Origin of the sequence: Aliivibrio logei (genome assembly GCF_001691055.1) — a bacterium.
GTDB classification, from domain to species: domain Bacteria; phylum Pseudomonadota; class Gammaproteobacteria; order Enterobacterales; family Vibrionaceae; genus Aliivibrio; species Aliivibrio salmonicida.
On sequence record NZ_MAJU01000008.1, the window covers coordinates 55,934 to 70,768 of the forward strand.

Sequence of the window (14,835 nt, forward strand, 5' to 3'; positions counted from 1 at the left end):
AAAAAGAGAGGCAGAATGGTAATAAATGACAACAGAACGGCATTTAAATACCGTTCTGCTGAATGAAAGAAAGGTTAGTAATTGATTTTAATTTTGTTTGACGCTGCGATAGCATCTTCAATTGCCGACTCAAGATTGTCTCTGCGTGTTATGGCGACCCCTAAGCGACGACGCCCATCAATTTCAGGTTTACCAAATAATTTTATTTGAGTTTGTGGTTGGCTCAATGCCTCTGCCAGTCCATCAAAACGAATATTTGTAGAGGTACCTTGGCCTAAGATCACAGAAGAAGCAGAAGGACCATATTGAACGATGTTATTGATGGGCATTCCCGTAAACGCACGAACATGCAGAGCAAATTCAGACATTTCTTGAGAGATTAACGTTACTAATCCAGTATCGTGTGGGCGAGGTGAGACTTCATTGAAATAAATATCATCGCCTTTAATGAAGAGCTCTACACCAAATAAACCATAACCGCCTAATGCGTTAACGACTTTTTCTGCCGCGTCTTGTGCTTGTTGTAATGCCGCTTCCGTCATTACTTGAGGTTGCCAAGACTCGCGGTAATCACCATCTTCTTGGCGATGACCGATAGGATCACAGAAATGAATGCCATCAACCGCACGGATAGTTAACAGTGAAATTTCGTAATCAAAATCCACAAAACCTTCAACAATAACGCGACCTGCTCCCGTTCGTCCGCCATCTTGCGCGTAGTCCCATGAGGTTTTAATATCATCCTCGGTCTTGATAACGCTTTGTCCTTTGCCTGATGAACTCATTACCGGCTTAATTACACACGGCATACCTACAAATTTAACGGCGTCGACCAGTTCTTCATAGCTGTCTACAAAACGATAAGGAGACGTCGGTAATTTTAATTCTTCAGCGGCTAATCGACGAATGCCTTCACGGTTCATGGTCAATTTAGTCGCGTTAGCGGTTGGAACAACGTTAAGGCCTCGTTTTTCTAATTCAACGAGTTTGTCTGTGGCAATGGCTTCAATTTCAGGCACGACATAATCTGGTTTTTCTTTTTCAATGACTTCTTGAAGTGCATCAGCATCTAACATATCAATGGCATAGCTACGGTGTGCGACTTGCATTGCTGGGGCATTTAAATAGCGATCAACCGCAATAACTTCCAAACCAAGGCGTTGGCATTCAATAGCCACTTCTTTGCCTAATTCACCGGAACCAAGCAATAATACTTTTGTAGCTGAAGACGATAGAGCAGTACCAAACATAATGAATTCTCATGATAGATAGTGAAATATGCCGCTATCATACTAAAATTAGATAGATACGCAAACGATTGCTTTTGATTTTTTATGGGTCTTTTATGCATCAATGTGGAAGAGAGCTCACACTACTGATTTGTTTATTGATACTGTGAATACCTTGGGTTGTATTCACTACCTCTACTGGTATGCTATTTTTTTTATATTAGCAGCAGTACTTCATTATGGATGTTCAAACCACTTATGTGCCTCACTCAGGACCTGTACAGCAATGGGCTTTTTATGGACTTTTAGAAAATAAGAAATTTGTTGTAAGCGATTGTATTGATATTAAAGATACGCCAAATGGCTTAGGTAATCCGGTATGGTTAGCGCAACAGAAAGTGGCCAAAGATAACGCGCCAGTGGTGGATCTTTTATTAAAGAAAGGGGCTATATTTGTGGGTAAAACTCAAATGGATGAGTTTGGTTTTGGACTTCATGGTAATAACCCACATTACGCTGCGATTAAAAATCCAAACAGTGAAGGGCGATTAATTGGTGGATCATCTTGCGGAGCCATTGCGGCGGTCGCGAATGGCTTGGCTGATATCGGCTTAGGCACGGATTTAAGTGGTGGAATACGAGTCCCTGCGGTATACGCTGGTTTATATGGTTTTAAATCGTCTTCTTGTGCCGCTAATATGAAGGGGGTTTATTGCATTGCAAAAGAAGAAACCTCTTTAGGCTGGGTTGCGAAGAGTTTGTCGGACATTAGAAAAGTCGCAACGACATTAACTCCGATGTCTCCATTAATGACGGTCGATCGTATTGTCGTGCTAGACAGCTTGTTTCTTGATGTTCCAGAAGAAGCAAAGGCAAAACTAGAACAATTACTTGAGGCATCCCCTTATAAAGTCGTTCGTAGTAAAGCGATCAGTAAAATAATAACCATGAAAGCTGCCGAAAGTTTTAAAGTCATTACCGCGACAAGAGGGCTACGTAACATAGAACCGTGGGTTGAAAAAAACCACCCAATGCTCAGTAATGAAATTAAAATGCAACTTAAATGGTTATCTTCATTAAAGTACAAAGATGAGCGAATTGCCCTAGAGCAAAGGGATCTTGTTAAATCGGTTTTAGAGTCACTTTTAGATGAAAAAACACTGTTGCTACTGCCAACGACCGCTAACATTGCCCCACCAGAAACGGCAACGGATGAGCAGTTATACAAACTTAACTCATTGATATTAAAATACACATCACTAGCCAGTTTAGCTGATTTACCTCAATTGCATCTTCCGTGGTTTACTGTGAATAATTCACCTTGGGGAGTGTCATTAATCGGTAAAAAAGGAATGGATAGACAATTAATTGATGCGGCTATTCGATGGAAAGGGAACCAATAAACAGAGATAAAAATAGAGGAGGCTGATGCATCCTCTATTTTTTTAAGTCAAAATCTATAAAGACACGTATTCTAATATCATGTTTGGACTCAGATCTTTAAGAGTACAGGTCGTAATCGCTAAATGACTGATTGCCCCTTTGTGATCTTCAACCAATGCCGCTTTTTTGATTTCAGACAAGGCTTCGCGAGACATATTCGCGTGAACTAATGCCACTTGAAGTGGGGGTAAACTCGGGTTAAATGCTGCGTTTTCCGCGTACATACCGTGGTAGATATTACCGTTATTCATTTCTAAAGCGACACCACTAAAGTTTTTTGAATAAGGGGCGTGGCTACGATTTGCAGCATCGAATGCTTGCATTAGTAATGGAGATGTCGATTCAAAGCTCAGTTGATGTGATGTTGTGGCTAACAAACCACCTTCAACACCTAAGTCTTTAGGACCAAACGATTCTGGTAAATACGCTTGCAGAGATTTTTCATCACGTTCTGGTAATTGCACCATTAATGAATCGGCCGTTGTTAGCTCATTCATAAATTGACGACAATGCCCACATGGGCTGAAGTTGATCGTGATGTCTGAAATCCCTGTTTCACCATGAATCCATGCATGACTGATTGCAGATTGCTCAGCATGAATGGTTTGGCCTAATTGAACATTACTGAATTCCATGTTGGCACCAAAATATAAGTGTCCAGAGGTGCCGCGAGCAATCGCTCCAACATAGAAATTAGAAATAGGAGCAACAGAAAATGCCGCGGCTAAGGGAAGCAGCGCCAATCTTAATTCTTTATCCGTTAATTGACTTTGAGCCAATAATGCTTGGAATTTATCTTTAGTGATAACACCAGTGAATTGGTCATTAACTAAAGGGGTGATCGCTGTATTGAGAGAAGAAGGAAGGGCATCCATGGCTTCTTGTAAGCGTTGTTGTAGGGCGTTCTTATGTAGAGTGGTCATTTGTATGATCCTTCTTAAGTTTTATGGGATCATTTTAGAGGGAATAAGAAATGAAACATAGATCAATCTCACACTCAATGATGCAATTTTTCATTAATTACATCATTGAGAGAGAGGTCACACCATATTTGGTGATATTTTACTCAGTAGTTACTGCATCATTAGCATTAATGAGTAAATGATTGGAGCCACAAGCGAAGTAATTATCCCGCAGATAACCAAGGCCAACGAGCTAAATGCCGCATCTTGATGGTTGACTTCAGCCGCTTGAGCCGTGCCTAGCGCGTGAGACACGTTACCCATGGTAAGGCCACGGGCCAGTGAACTTTTTATGCCAATTAAGTTGTAAATTGGGTAAGCGAATATAGCGCCCATTAAACCTGCTAACAAAACCAAAATAGCAGCAATAGCGGCTTCACCTTGAAGTTGAGATGAAATAGCCATCGCAATCGGTGTAGTCACCGATTTAGGAAGAATACTTGCCACTAGCTGCATATCAGCGCCCATCCATACTGCCAAAAATGCACCAGACAGCATAGAAAAAAGAGAACCAACACTACAAGCAAGTAGAATGATTTTCCAATTTTCGCGTATGTGCGGAAGCTGCTCATACAATGGATAAGCGAGCGCGACAACAGCAGGTTGAAGCAAATAACTTAAAAACGCATTATCAGCATAGTAAGTTTCATAAGGCACTTTTAATGCCATTAAAATGGGAATAACAATCATAACACTCAACAATAGAGGGTTATTTAATGGGTGAGGGTAGCGCTTTGCAAACCAACGAGCAGAATAGAAAACAATAACAGTCAGAATTACCCACATTAGTGCTTACCTCTTTCAAGGCGATCAATAAATAATGAAAGACAAACGAGCACTAATAGCGAACCACCAGCAGTGCTGACAATAATGGGTATTGCATTGGTCAGCAGTAAATCGAAATGCGTCATTAAACCAACCGAAATTGGAATAAATAAGATTAACATATTACGCATAAAGAACTGACAGCCAGTGGCCGTCCAATCTGGCTTACAGACACCAACCACCATGGCGGTAAATAATATCAGCATCCCAATAATGCTGCCGGGTACCGATATGGATAACCAAGATTGAATGCCATTTCCTGCAAACAAAGAAGCAAAGATCCAAGCAAAAGAGTAAATATATTTAATCATGATACTAACTGTTGTACGTAATTATAAACGGCGCGAAGAATCGCAGTCTTTTTCTCATTACCTTCAGACTCAAGGTATAAGCTTTCAAAGCGTGTTTCGTAATCAGACATGTGCGTCTCAAAATAATCTTGTAGATGCGCTTGCCAACGTAGTTGTTCTGATTCATTTAACGTGTGCGGGAAGTTACGAGCACGATAGCGGAACAATAATGGCTTGATACGAGGATCACTCACATTCGGTTCAAAATCAATAAGCTGTTCAGGCGTTGATTGACGGATCATATCAATGGCTGTTTTATCTGCATGAGAGAAAAAGCCATCATAAAGTAAAGTATCTACATTTGACGATTTCTCATAGCCAGGATCAATACTGTATAAGTCGATCAACTTTTGGCGAATTTCTGGGTTTTCACGAATCACTTTCAAGTTTCGCAAACACGCTTCACGATCAACATTAAGCGCGATAGCATTTTCAGCCGTTAACGTTTTTGCTGGGGCAAGAATAGGGCATTTGTTAAGATGAACAAGCTTAACAGGGACCGGTAATTCATCAGGACCCAATTCAGAACGCTTGGTATACATACGTTGGTGTAATTGTTCTGCATCTAGTTCAAGAAAAACCGCAGGGTCTAACGCTAAATCAATCGTGATCACCGCATTGTTGTTGGTTGGATGCCAAGCAACAGGCACAATCCAACTGATGTTTCCTCTATCGACGCCGAACATACCAGATACGTGCATCAATGGCGTCATTTCAATAATGTCGATTAATGTCGCCGCTTTCTTTTTATGGCGCATAGAAAGTAGGTAGTTAAACATTTTAGGCTGTGCTTTTTTCACAACTTTAGCGAGCTCAATTGTCGCAATAACATCGGCCATCGCATCATGGGCGTTTTCATGCTCAATGCCGTTTGCTTGAGAGAGTTTTTCTAATCTAAAGCTTGGCTTGCCTTCTTCGTCTTTTGGCCATTCAATACCTTCAGGACGTAGCGCATAAACAGCACGCATCACATCAAGTAAATCCCAACGTGAATTACCATTTTGCCAGCTCCAACCATACGGTTCGAAGAAGTTGCGATATAAGGTGTAGCGAGAAACTTCATCATCAAAACGAATGTTGTTATAACCTAAAGAACAGGTGTTTGGTTTTGATAGCTCGTTATGGATTTGAGCAATAAACTCAGGCTCAGACAGACCTTTACTGACCGCCGTTTGCGGAGTAATGCCAGTAATCAAACATGCTTCAGGAGAAGGTAAGTAATCGATAGGAGGGCGACAATAAATGACTAATGGCTCACCAATAATATTAAAGTCTTCATCGGTTCGCACACCTGCAAATTGGCAAGGGCGATCTAAAGAGGGACTTGTTCCCCACGTTTCATAATCAAAGAAGAAGAAGGACGGGGCATTACTACTATTCATGGCTATATTCCAAAAGTATCGTGTTCATATTATACGCCTAATTAAACAAGGGGTTAAAGTATTAAAAGTCTATCTATTCAATGTGCCATATATAGATAAATAGCGTTTAATATTCGCACTTTCGTCCAAATCGGTGTCCAATTTTGACTTTCAATGCGTCCAAAAAATCACTTAAACTCAACAAAAATACTGTCCGAATTTAATTCACTAACCACATAACCCAGCTCAATCAGCAATTGGCGTAATGGTTGTACTAAAGCATAGACTGCTTGGTCTGTTTCATCTTCTATTTCAAGATATGAGATATCAATCACAGTGTTTAGTTTACCAAGCTTTATTGCATCATTAATAGCAGTAAACGAACGAATTTTTAAATTTTCAAATAAATGCTGCTGTGCTTGCAAAGCCATTAGCTTGGCTTGCTGTGCAGTAATTAACCTTTCAGGTTCGCTATGCAAGATCAAACTCTGCTCTAAGCGGTTCACAATCTCAGAGTTAACCGAGCGGCCATTAAGTTCTGCAGCTTTATGAATTTGATCTTTAAGTTCAGTAGGGACACGAACATTAATCTGTGGTGGTCTTGCCGTCATGATTTAACCCAATTTATAGAACAATTTGACAATGGTAGCCAATTGCTACCATAATTCAATAGTAGCCAAATGGATACTATTTGAGATCAAGTTAAAGATTGGGGTGGAGCAATGAATAAAAAGACAGCAAAAAGACCGAATCCATACGGATTAAGATTATCGGATGACTTAAAAGCAGAGCTAAAGGGAAAAGCAGCAGAATCACAACGCTCACTGAATGCTGAAATAATCTACCGACTAACGCAGTCACTCATCAAGCAATCAATTTAGGGCAATAACATGGCGATTTTAGATAAACAATTGAAAGCCATTCATAAGCAAGACTACACAGGAACGCCAGAACTCAGTGATGGTGAAGGCTTAGTGGCGCGTATAACTCCAAAAGGGAAGATAACCTTTCAGTATCGATGTCGATTCAATAAGAAAAACCTAAGAATTAGAATCGGACGTTACCCAAACATCAGCATTAAAGAAGCGCGACGCATTCACCATGAGATGATTGAGTTAAGAGAGCAGGGTAGAAATCCAGAAATAGCGCTAACAGGTGACACCGATTTTGTAACTTTAAATCAGTGCCTAGATTATTGGTTTGAGAACCATGTAAACCGATTAAAGAAAGGAACGGTTGATCTGTATGTATCAGTAGCTAAAAACTACTTCTATGATGCCTTTCCAGATAAGAACGTAGAAACCATAACAGCTCGAGAGTGGATGATGTGGTTAGATAAGATCGCAGACAAGAACCCTAAAATGGCTAATTCAACCTTTGCCAAGATGCGAGCATGTCTAAATTACTGCAAACATAAGTTCTTAATCAATAATACAAATTTTGATCGACTAAAGCAGCGCCATGTAGGAACGCCATCAGAAGTAGGAACAAGAGTGCCAACATGGGACGAACTCAGAGAAATTTGGATAGCCATTGAACGAACGCAAGCAAGTACCGCCAATAAGACGCTACACCAGCTGACTATGTTATGGGGTAATCGACTTTCAGAGCTACGGTTAGCAAGAAGAAGCCATTTTGATATGGAAAGAGGGATTTGGACAGTACCTAAAGAGCTAAGTAAAACAGGTAAGCCAATTCGTCGCCCAATACCAACCAAAGTGAGGTCAATATTAGAACGAGTAATGGCAACGTATGATGATGTGTTATTCCCTGGCTTTGATTTGAACATACCAATAACCATCTCAGCCGCGAATAAATACATTCGTCGTTTACGAGCGACTTTAAAGCTTGAGTATTGGCGAACGCATGACTTCAGACGTTCGTTATCAACAGGCGCTTCAGAGCTTGGTGTTATGCCTCATGTGGTGGAGAAGATGCTAGGCCATGAATTAGGAGGTGTTTTATCCGTATACAATAAGCATGATTGGTTAGATGAGCAGTTAAAAGCGTATGAGTGTTATGCGACAAAGTTAGTAAATAAAATGTAAAACTCAGTTTTTAATCGGTACTTTGCTTCATTATTCACATATTAGAGCAATTTTACATGCAATTTACCATAACTTAAAATAGCATACGCATACTTCCTGTATTTTTGAGATAGTTATAATGGTTTCTACTGAATGTTATTCTGACGCTACAGCTGCTGATAAAAGTAGTATTGGTTTTGATTATCAGTACTATTTTTTTCTTTGGAAAGTACTATGTCTTCAGCCTGGGCAAAGTGCTGGTTTAGAGTGTAAAGATGATGTTCACACGGATTTGGATAATGATATTCAAGTGCTCTATCAGTTAAAGCATACGATAAAAAAATCCAAGGTTACAACTGAGCCTGTCAATTTAACAACTATGGATGATGATTTATGGAAAACACTTTCAAACTGGGCTAAGTTAATTAAAAACCCTATTTCAGGAAGGGGGCTCCCTTATGAGCAGTTAGAGTTTATTAACAAAACTTTATTTGTTTTGGCATCGAATAAATCGGAAACTAAAAAGAATGAAGTAGCATTGTTAATTAACAAAACTATTAATGGAGAAGTGGGCGCGCCAGATTTAAAGTCATTCATTCAAGCCATTAGTGATAAATCTACGTCGAAATCAATAACGAAGTATTCAGCAGAAATATTATCTCTTTCTGAAGATGTCCTATACCAATTTATAAAGAAAATTAGTTTTGAATTAGGTGAAGAATATATAATATCTAAATGTCATAATGCAATAAAAGCTAAGATGATTAATGATAAAGATTTAAGAAATGCATTTAAATTAATAGATTCATCTATTAGAGAAGATAACTTCTTTAGTGTAAAGGGAAATAATAAAATTATTATTTCTTTTGACGATTTTCATAAAAAATATAGAAAGCATTTCCAATTCTTTCAAAATTCAAGTTTGAAAATATATCATTTTGATGAGGCATTACCTGATGAACTTCAACAGTTAACCTTCATAAAACAATTAATGGAAATTGGTGATATACCAGACGATGATTTAGGTATTATGGTTGATTATACATCAAAAATGCTTAAAGCTAAGAGTAATATTAACACATGGCAAGCTGATGGTGACATTACCGATTTTGAATTTGAAAATTTAAGAGGTAATACTATATTGATGTGGGAGAATAAGTGGAAAAGAAAATATAGGAAAAGTTTTGATGAATTATCTCACAATGATTTAGCTCTTGATATTATAGATGATATGAGAGAAAACCCGATAAGTTTTGATATATTACCTAATGACTTGTCAATTTCAAATGGTTACTTGTATCACTTGTCAGATATTCCATGTTTAGGCTGGAGAAAAGATTGGGATAAATATAAAAAATGAACAATCAAATAAATTTGGCAAATTGTGTTTTTGCTATTAATTCAGTGCTTACGATATCGAAAAAATTATCGTTAGACAAAGTTATGTTAATATATCCTTTTGTATATCAAAAGAAAATGTTAAATGAATTATCAAGGAAAGCAAAGTTACCTAAATCTATAGAAAAGTTGATAATAAGCCATCCTGAGTTATTTTCTAATTTTGATAATGTATATAATAGTAATTTATCATTAGCTATAAATGCAATTCAGTATATGTATGAAATGGAACATATATCTATTGTTGATGGTGAGGTGATCTTACTAAAAGAAATTAAATACGAAAAAAGAATGGGCAATAATATAGAAAAATACTATAAATCAGCCGCTTGCATTTCAGAAATATTAAATAAGTCATCGGACTATCTATATTTGCATTTAAGGATCTATTTATGAAGTTTCACATTAGTAAACTTATCATTTGGTTTAAGAATGGTACTAGCAGAGAATTAGAATTTTTACCTAATAAAGTAAATATAATTACAGGTCGTAGTCATACAGGTAAAACAGCCATTACTGAAATCATTGATTATTGCTTTTTTGCATCTTCCAGCAAAATATCTGAGAGTACTATAAATGAAAATGCTGCGTGGTATAGCCTCGTTGTAAAGCATAATAGTGAGCAGTTTACGTTTGCGAGAAGAGCGCCGAAAGTATCCAAAGTATCTGAAGATTATTATTTTACAAATGAAATTTTAGAAACGAATAACAAACCATATGTGAATTCAGATAAAAAGACATTGAAGTTGTTATTTGATTCTATTTTTTCGATTAACTCAAATGCAAAAATAAAAATTGGTGGAAATTTTCATAAACCAAATTCTAAAATATCTCTTCGTTACTTTCAGATGTTTAATACAATTTCAGGAAATATAATTGAAAATGATTCAGGTGTATTTTTTGATAAACAAACGGAAGATAGATATAGAGAAGCACTTCCAAGAATATTTGATCTTGCTGTAGGTATTGAAAATGTTGAAAATGTTGTAAAAAAAGACAGAGTAGAACAATTAATATCAAAATCAAAAAGAGTTGAAAGGAAAAATAATAAACTTTCTAGTAAATCAAATACTTTTAAAGAGGAACAACATGAAATAATCAAACTTGCAAAGAAATACTCTATAGTAGAATCCGATGTTGATGATGTTACTGCTTGGGAGTTTATATCTAACTTAACTATAGATAATATTTTTAACGAAGACGAAACTGATAATAGAAATAAAATAGAAAAAGAACAATATAAGATATTTAATGAAATTAGAAAGTTAAAGTTATTTGATTTACAATATAAGTCATATAAAAAATCGTTAACTACTTTAGAGGATAAAATAAAGCCTATAGAGTATTTAAGAGAAGTTGATAATGAGATTATTAAAACTTCAATTTTTGATGTGATAACAAGTCAGTTATCTGAACAATTAGCTATAATAAAAAAAGAAAGACGAAATAAAACACCATTGACTATTCAAGTTGATGATAAAATCAATGAACTTGAAAGTAAGCTAAAAGAGATTAATTTAAAATTAGAAAGCTATCCTGCTGAGAAGTTTGATTATGCATCTTCAAAAGAGAAGTATTATTTCCTTGGCCAAGTCGAAGCGAAAGCCAAAATATTTAGTGAGTTTGATGTTAATGAAAAACTTGAAGATATCAGCTTAATAAAAGATGAAATCGACCGTATAATAATTGAAGATACTAGTATTAAGAAAGAGTTAACCTGTAGAGCGATAGAAGAGTTTGTTTCAGAATATATGGAAACTGTAGGTGAATCTTTAGAGAACTATCAGAATTACCTTCCTGTATTCGATTACAAAAACAAAAGTTTGGGCTTAAGAAAGCCTAGAACTACATATATAGAAAATGTTGGTAGTAGTTCTAATCAAATGTTCTTACATTTATTTTTTACACTAGCAATGCATGATATTATTGAGCAAAACAAATCGCCATTTATAGCGCCATATTTGATTATTGATCAACCAAGTAGGCCATATTATGGTGATGAGTCAGAAGAAGAGAAAAAGTTAAGTAGTAGTGATCAAGCAAAAATAAAAAGTGCTTTCAAATTGTTAGATAAATTTATTAGCGATAAAGTAGTGAATAAAAATGATTTTCAAATGATTGTTTTAGAACATATCCCCGTAAGTATTGTTCATGATATGAAAAATGTTCATATTGTTGAAGTCTTTAGGGGAGGAAATGCACTTGTAAAAGCTGAGAATATAAGCTGATTATTACTTTTTTTGAATTATAAATGTGAAAAGGACAATAAGTTCAACGCTTCTTGTCCTTTAAAACATCAGCCTCTCCACTAACTCCCAATCTTCAGCTTCCACTCTTCAACAGCAGAACGTAACCATCTAAGCGGCATTCTTGTTACTGGTGGTGGAAAGCCTCGGTTCTTGCGCCACATATACACTGTTGCTTTACTGGTAAGACAAAACATATCTAAAACCTCATCATGGCAGATCAACTGCTTCGATGATTTAGGATAATCAGCACCAAGTTCTTCTTCTATTTCTTTGCTTGGAGCTGCCGATGGTAAAGGCTTTACTGAATACGAAAAAGCCATGCTTGCAGGATAGTTATTCTCCATAATTAACCCTTATTCTTTGTTGAGAATGAATAACACACATAAAAAATCAAACAGCCAATGCCATAAATTGTTAAGCTCATTGTGAAGCCTCCTTGCTTGGTTCAAATATTCGTACACGGTTAATTGTATGGAAACAGTTGCTATCGCCTTTAAAAAGGCCGCCTTCTTTCAACTTGGCGCAACCTTGTGGTAATTGCTCACCACACATTTCACACGTACCAAGATCCGCTTCAATCTTTGGTATCTCGGAATAAACCCGATGAATTAACGATTGGAGAGCTTCTTCACTGCTATACGCTTTATCAGGAAGGGCGAAGAACTCACAAATCTTGTCAAGTTTGTTCTGCTCAACAGAGTGCAAAGGAACACGAAGATCAACCACACCGTGTTTCTTTTTTTTATCTCTTAACTTTTTTGCGCGTCTACGGTTCTGCTCTTTGATTTTGTCATTCGAATTCATGCTGCTTTACCTTTCTTTTTTTCCTTTTTAATTGGTTTAAGAAGGTTGCGAGCTTTTGTTAAGCATGAATCAAACACTCGGCCTTTGGTGAAAGTACAAGTGGTGCGATAGAAACGAAGAGCTTCTTGAATGCCTCGGTTAATATCAGATGTTTCATAGCCGTCAGTTTGTAAAGCGGCATGTATATGTTTGCCAATAAACGCTTCGTGACTGTTTTGATAAGTTAATAGACTCATTACACATTTCCTTTTGGGTGAAACCCAGCAATCAGCATAAGTACTTGTAATTGGTGGTCAGCCAGTTATATACTGATTGCGAGTTGAAAGACTCATTGCACAAAGTTAGCCCTTATTGGTTTGGTCACTAATAGGGGTTTTCTTCTTTTTAATCCCAGCCAATATAAACGCTCTCACCATAAACAGCATCAAAGCCAGATATCGTTGTCCCAGCACAATACAATTTATATAAATATCCACGTAAACCATTATTATGAGTTGCTCCATTTAGTGTTCCAGATAAACAACCTGATCTTTCTTCAGATAGATATCCGATACTGAAAATGCCTGTATCTCGATGGTCGTAACAGCTGATTTTTATTGTTTCCCAATCATACTCAGGATGCTTAATCTTAAGATGCATTCCATGACTATCACTCCACTCAATCTCTATTTCTTCATGACCTTCTTCATTACAAGTCTGTCTCCAGTACTCAGCAATCTTATCTAGTAGATTTTCAGCCGTTATTTCTTTAGGAGTTGGTTCTAAGTACTTCTTAATTGTTTCTGTAACTTGAGGTTTAGTTTGTTCATTTAAAACGTCGGTATAAGCCTGTATTGCAACGTCACTTACAAACTTGTTGTATTCAGGGAAGGTGACATTTTCAAGTGCGTGATTTAGAGATGCATTCATTTTCTCTTTCAATGCTTTGCCAAAATCACCGTATGAACGCATTGAATCATCAACAGATTCTTTGATTGCTTGATTAAGTCGCTCGGCGATTATGTCGTTCAGTGCACCATTTTCAATCATCGATGTGATGTGTGAATTAACAACTTCGTGTAGTTCTTTCATGGTTTAATCCTGCTTTGGGTAAATGGGTGGTATCAATAACTCAATCTGCTATTAATATTCTCAGCGGTGATTTGTAGCTTCTCAATTTTCGAGATCAGCTCATCACTTACTTCTGCTGTGAATGTTTCTAACAGCGACTTTGCCTCAACTTCAAAAGCCTTAAACTCATCGCGGATTGGGTGGTTTTGTGCTGTCTGGCTTACAGCGATATTGCCTAAAGTAATACTCTGGCGAACTTGCTCAGCCGTAGAGGCAAGTTTTGATAAATGGATTAAAGAAAGTGTTTTCATATTCAGTCCCGTGTTTGAAGTTGAATTAATAATACACATATCGTGTATTTAATGTCAAACACGAAATGTGTATTTATTTAAATTAAAGTCATGGACAGAAAATTTAGATATAAAAAAACCGCCACGAGGGCGGTTTGATAAAGAAAGAGTTTTTACTATTTAAAATAATTTAAGTTTAGCGTCAACAACAACACCAATAATCTTACAGCTCCCGTTTATAAGTAGAATAGGGAACTCTGTATTTAAAGGTTTTAGAAAGCGTCTACCACTATCAATGACTAATTTCTTGAATGTAGCTTCATTGACATCAATTAATTTTGCAACAACAAGCTTTCCATTTTCAGCTTCAACATTAGGATCGACTAAAATCATAGTATCAGGTGGAAAGCTAACGCCAGTTGCTGACATCATTGATTCACCTTCAACTTTTAACCAAAAACTACAATCACTTACGCGCTCTGTAGTTTCAATGAAACTGTCTATTTCATCTATGTTATATGGCTCAACAGCTTCTTTCCACATTCCAGCTTGAACTGAGCTAATTACAGGATAACTCGCTTTAAAGGAGGGTTGAGTCGTTTTAATTGCTGATGTGTTCGATAACTCATTTACATCAAACAATATTTGATAGGGCGCAATACCTAGATGTTCAGCTAAAGTCTCCGCATCATCGAGGTTTATGCTTCTTACCCCGGCCTCATAGTTACCCACACGCGAAGCTCCCCAGCCACATAACTCGGCTAAGACTTTTTGGCTAATGCCTTTAATTTCACGGAAATGCTTTAAGCGTTTTCCGACTTCTTGTTTTTTATTCATATTATTAAAT

18 protein-coding genes are annotated in these 14,835 nt (G+C 36.9%); 6 read left to right on the plus strand and 12 right to left on the minus strand.

All coding sequences use genetic code 11. The features are described from left to right. Positions 1 to 74 precede the first annotated feature (74 nt). Entirely contained in the window at positions 75 to 1,250 is a 1,176-nt protein-coding gene (gene purT, locus A6E04_RS04345) for a formate-dependent phosphoribosylglycinamide formyltransferase (RefSeq protein WP_012550305.1), read from the minus strand. Positions 1,251 to 1,468: 218 nt separating this feature from the next. Here purT and A6E04_RS04350 point away from each other — a divergent pair, with 218 nt between their 5' ends. Continuing rightward, the gene (locus A6E04_RS04350) at positions 1,469 to 2,632 is read left to right on the plus strand and encodes an amidase family protein (protein ID WP_017021274.1); all 1,164 of its coding nucleotides are present in this window, start codon (positions 1,469 to 1,471) and stop codon (positions 2,630 to 2,632) included. 54 nt (positions 2,633 to 2,686) lie between these two features. On the opposite strand, the gene cdd is transcribed toward A6E04_RS04350, so the two are convergent. The 5 genes from cdd to A6E04_RS04375 all read right to left on the minus strand — a co-directional run bounded on the left by cdd (position 2,687) and on the right by A6E04_RS04375 (position 6,781). Beyond that, positions 2,687 to 3,595 (minus strand): cytidine deaminase, encoded by a 909-nt coding sequence (gene cdd, locus A6E04_RS04355; protein ID WP_023603444.1) that lies wholly within the window; start codon positions 3,593 to 3,595, stop codon positions 2,687 to 2,689. 150 nt (positions 3,596 to 3,745) lie between these two features. Continuing rightward, entirely contained in the window at positions 3,746 to 4,420 is a 675-nt protein-coding gene (locus tag A6E04_RS04360) for a CidB/LrgB family autolysis modulator (protein WP_065610092.1), read from the minus strand. After that, a complete protein-coding gene (locus tag A6E04_RS04365; RefSeq protein WP_065610094.1) occupies positions 4,420 to 4,770 on the minus strand; it encodes a CidA/LrgA family protein in 351 nt (116 codons plus the stop codon). The genes A6E04_RS04360 and A6E04_RS04365 overlap by 1 nt, the downstream gene beginning before the upstream one ends. Next, the gene (gene sbcB / locus A6E04_RS04370; RefSeq protein ID WP_065610096.1) at positions 4,767 to 6,191 is read right to left on the minus strand and encodes an exodeoxyribonuclease I; all 1,425 of its coding nucleotides are present in this window, start codon (positions 6,189 to 6,191) and stop codon (positions 4,767 to 4,769) included. The genes A6E04_RS04365 and sbcB overlap by 4 nt, the downstream gene beginning before the upstream one ends. A 167-nt stretch (positions 6,192 to 6,358) precedes the next feature. Continuing rightward, complete coding sequence (locus A6E04_RS04375) at positions 6,359 to 6,781, minus strand: Arc family DNA-binding protein (protein ID WP_023603441.1); 423 nt, start codon at positions 6,779 to 6,781, stop codon at positions 6,359 to 6,361. Positions 6,782 to 6,892: 111 nt separating this feature from the next. Between A6E04_RS04375 and A6E04_RS20890 the strand changes: the two genes are divergently transcribed. The 5 genes from A6E04_RS20890 to A6E04_RS04395 all read left to right on the plus strand — a co-directional run bounded on the left by A6E04_RS20890 (position 6,893) and on the right by A6E04_RS04395 (position 11,823). Then, a complete protein-coding gene (locus tag A6E04_RS20890; RefSeq protein WP_083198895.1) occupies positions 6,893 to 7,051 on the plus strand; it encodes an Arc family DNA-binding protein in 159 nt (52 codons plus the stop codon). Positions 7,052 to 7,060: 9 nt separating this feature from the next. Then, positions 7,061 to 8,218: a tyrosine-type recombinase/integrase gene (locus A6E04_RS04380; protein ID WP_065610098.1), complete on the plus strand. Its 1,158-nt coding sequence runs from the start codon at positions 7,061 to 7,063 to the stop codon at positions 8,216 to 8,218. Positions 8,219 to 8,336: 118 nt separating this feature from the next. Beyond that, positions 8,337 to 9,557, plus strand: a complete 1,221-nt coding sequence (locus A6E04_RS04385; protein ID WP_065610100.1) for a hypothetical protein — start codon at positions 8,337 to 8,339, stop codon at positions 9,555 to 9,557. Further along, on the plus strand, positions 9,554 to 9,991 hold the full coding sequence (locus A6E04_RS04390) for a three component ABC system middle component (protein WP_065610102.1): 438 nt from the start codon (positions 9,554 to 9,556) through the stop codon (positions 9,989 to 9,991). Before A6E04_RS04385 ends, A6E04_RS04390 begins: the two co-directional genes overlap by 4 nt. Beyond that, positions 9,988 to 11,823: a DUF3732 domain-containing protein gene (locus A6E04_RS04395; protein WP_065610103.1), complete on the plus strand. Its 1,836-nt coding sequence runs from the start codon at positions 9,988 to 9,990 to the stop codon at positions 11,821 to 11,823. Before A6E04_RS04390 ends, A6E04_RS04395 begins: the two co-directional genes overlap by 4 nt. Positions 11,824 to 11,903: 80 nt before the next feature. Here the strand turns inward: A6E04_RS04395 and A6E04_RS04400 are convergent, their stop codons facing one another. The 6 genes from A6E04_RS04400 to A6E04_RS04425 form a co-directional block, all read right to left on the minus strand. Continuing rightward, positions 11,904 to 12,188 carry a helix-turn-helix transcriptional regulator gene (locus A6E04_RS04400; protein WP_083198897.1) on the minus strand — a complete coding sequence of 95 codons (285 nt, stop codon included), beginning with the start codon at positions 12,186 to 12,188 and terminating at the stop codon, positions 11,904 to 11,906. Positions 12,189 to 12,264: 76 nt separating this feature from the next. Then, a complete protein-coding gene (locus A6E04_RS04405) occupies positions 12,265 to 12,648 on the minus strand; it encodes a hypothetical protein (protein WP_065610106.1) in 384 nt (127 codons plus the stop codon). Beyond that, positions 12,645 to 12,884: a hypothetical protein gene (locus A6E04_RS04410; protein WP_065610108.1), complete on the minus strand. Its 240-nt coding sequence runs from the start codon at positions 12,882 to 12,884 to the stop codon at positions 12,645 to 12,647. The genes A6E04_RS04405 and A6E04_RS04410 overlap by 4 nt, the downstream gene beginning before the upstream one ends. 148 nt (positions 12,885 to 13,032) lie before the next feature. Next, positions 13,033 to 13,719 carry a hypothetical protein gene (locus tag A6E04_RS04415; protein ID WP_065610110.1) on the minus strand — a complete coding sequence of 229 codons (687 nt, stop codon included), beginning with the start codon at positions 13,717 to 13,719 and terminating at the stop codon, positions 13,033 to 13,035. A 32-nt stretch (positions 13,720 to 13,751) separates the two neighbouring features. Continuing rightward, complete coding sequence (locus A6E04_RS04420; RefSeq protein ID WP_060990846.1) at positions 13,752 to 14,009, minus strand: hypothetical protein; 258 nt, start codon at positions 14,007 to 14,009, stop codon at positions 13,752 to 13,754. Positions 14,010 to 14,168: 159 nt separating this feature from the next. Beyond that, positions 14,169 to 14,825, minus strand: coding sequence for a helix-turn-helix domain-containing protein (locus A6E04_RS04425; protein ID WP_065610112.1), 657 nt, complete (start codon positions 14,823 to 14,825; stop codon positions 14,169 to 14,171). Positions 14,826 to 14,835 lie beyond the last annotated feature (10 nt).

What these genes read in the sequence shown, in the direction of transcription:
- purT (WP_012550305.1), bottom strand. Translation starts at nt 1,250, where the DNA reads ATGTTTGGTACTGCTCTATCGTCTTCAGCTACAAAAGTATTATTGCTT.
- A6E04_RS04350 (WP_017021274.1), top strand. Translation starts at nt 1,469, where the DNA reads ATGGATGTTCAAACCACTTATGTGCCTCACTCAGGACCTGTACAGCAA.
- cdd (WP_023603444.1), bottom strand. Translation starts at nt 3,595, where the DNA reads ATGACCACTCTACATAAGAACGCCCTACAACAACGCTTACAAGAAGCC.
- A6E04_RS04360 (WP_065610092.1), bottom strand. Translation starts at nt 4,420, where the DNA reads ATGTGGGTAATTCTGACTGTTATTGTTTTCTATTCTGCTCGTTGGTTT.
- A6E04_RS04365 (WP_065610094.1), bottom strand. Translation starts at nt 4,770, where the DNA reads ATGATTAAATATATTTACTCTTTTGCTTGGATCTTTGCTTCTTTGTTT.
- sbcB (WP_065610096.1), bottom strand. Translation starts at nt 6,191, where the DNA reads ATGAATAGTAGTAATGCCCCGTCCTTCTTCTTCTTTGATTATGAAACG.
- A6E04_RS04375 (WP_023603441.1), bottom strand. Translation starts at nt 6,781, where the DNA reads ATGACGGCAAGACCACCACAGATTAATGTTCGTGTCCCTACTGAACTT.
- A6E04_RS20890 (WP_083198895.1), top strand. Translation starts at nt 6,893, where the DNA reads ATGAATAAAAAGACAGCAAAAAGACCGAATCCATACGGATTAAGATTA.
- A6E04_RS04380 (WP_065610098.1), top strand. Translation starts at nt 7,061, where the DNA reads ATGGCGATTTTAGATAAACAATTGAAAGCCATTCATAAGCAAGACTAC.
- A6E04_RS04385 (WP_065610100.1), top strand. Translation starts at nt 8,337, where the DNA reads ATGGTTTCTACTGAATGTTATTCTGACGCTACAGCTGCTGATAAAAGT.
- A6E04_RS04390 (WP_065610102.1), top strand. Translation starts at nt 9,554, where the DNA reads ATGAACAATCAAATAAATTTGGCAAATTGTGTTTTTGCTATTAATTCA.
- A6E04_RS04395 (WP_065610103.1), top strand. Translation starts at nt 9,988, where the DNA reads ATGAAGTTTCACATTAGTAAACTTATCATTTGGTTTAAGAATGGTACT.
- A6E04_RS04400 (WP_083198897.1), bottom strand. Translation starts at nt 12,188, where the DNA reads ATGGAGAATAACTATCCTGCAAGCATGGCTTTTTCGTATTCAGTAAAG.
- A6E04_RS04405 (WP_065610106.1), bottom strand. Translation starts at nt 12,648, where the DNA reads ATGAATTCGAATGACAAAATCAAAGAGCAGAACCGTAGACGCGCAAAA.
- A6E04_RS04410 (WP_065610108.1), bottom strand. Translation starts at nt 12,884, where the DNA reads ATGAGTCTATTAACTTATCAAAACAGTCACGAAGCGTTTATTGGCAAA.
- A6E04_RS04415 (WP_065610110.1), bottom strand. Translation starts at nt 13,719, where the DNA reads ATGAAAGAACTACACGAAGTTGTTAATTCACACATCACATCGATGATT.
- A6E04_RS04420 (WP_060990846.1), bottom strand. Translation starts at nt 14,009, where the DNA reads ATGAAAACACTTTCTTTAATCCATTTATCAAAACTTGCCTCTACGGCT.
- A6E04_RS04425 (WP_065610112.1), bottom strand. Translation starts at nt 14,825, where the DNA reads ATGAATAAAAAACAAGAAGTCGGAAAACGCTTAAAGCATTTCCGTGAA.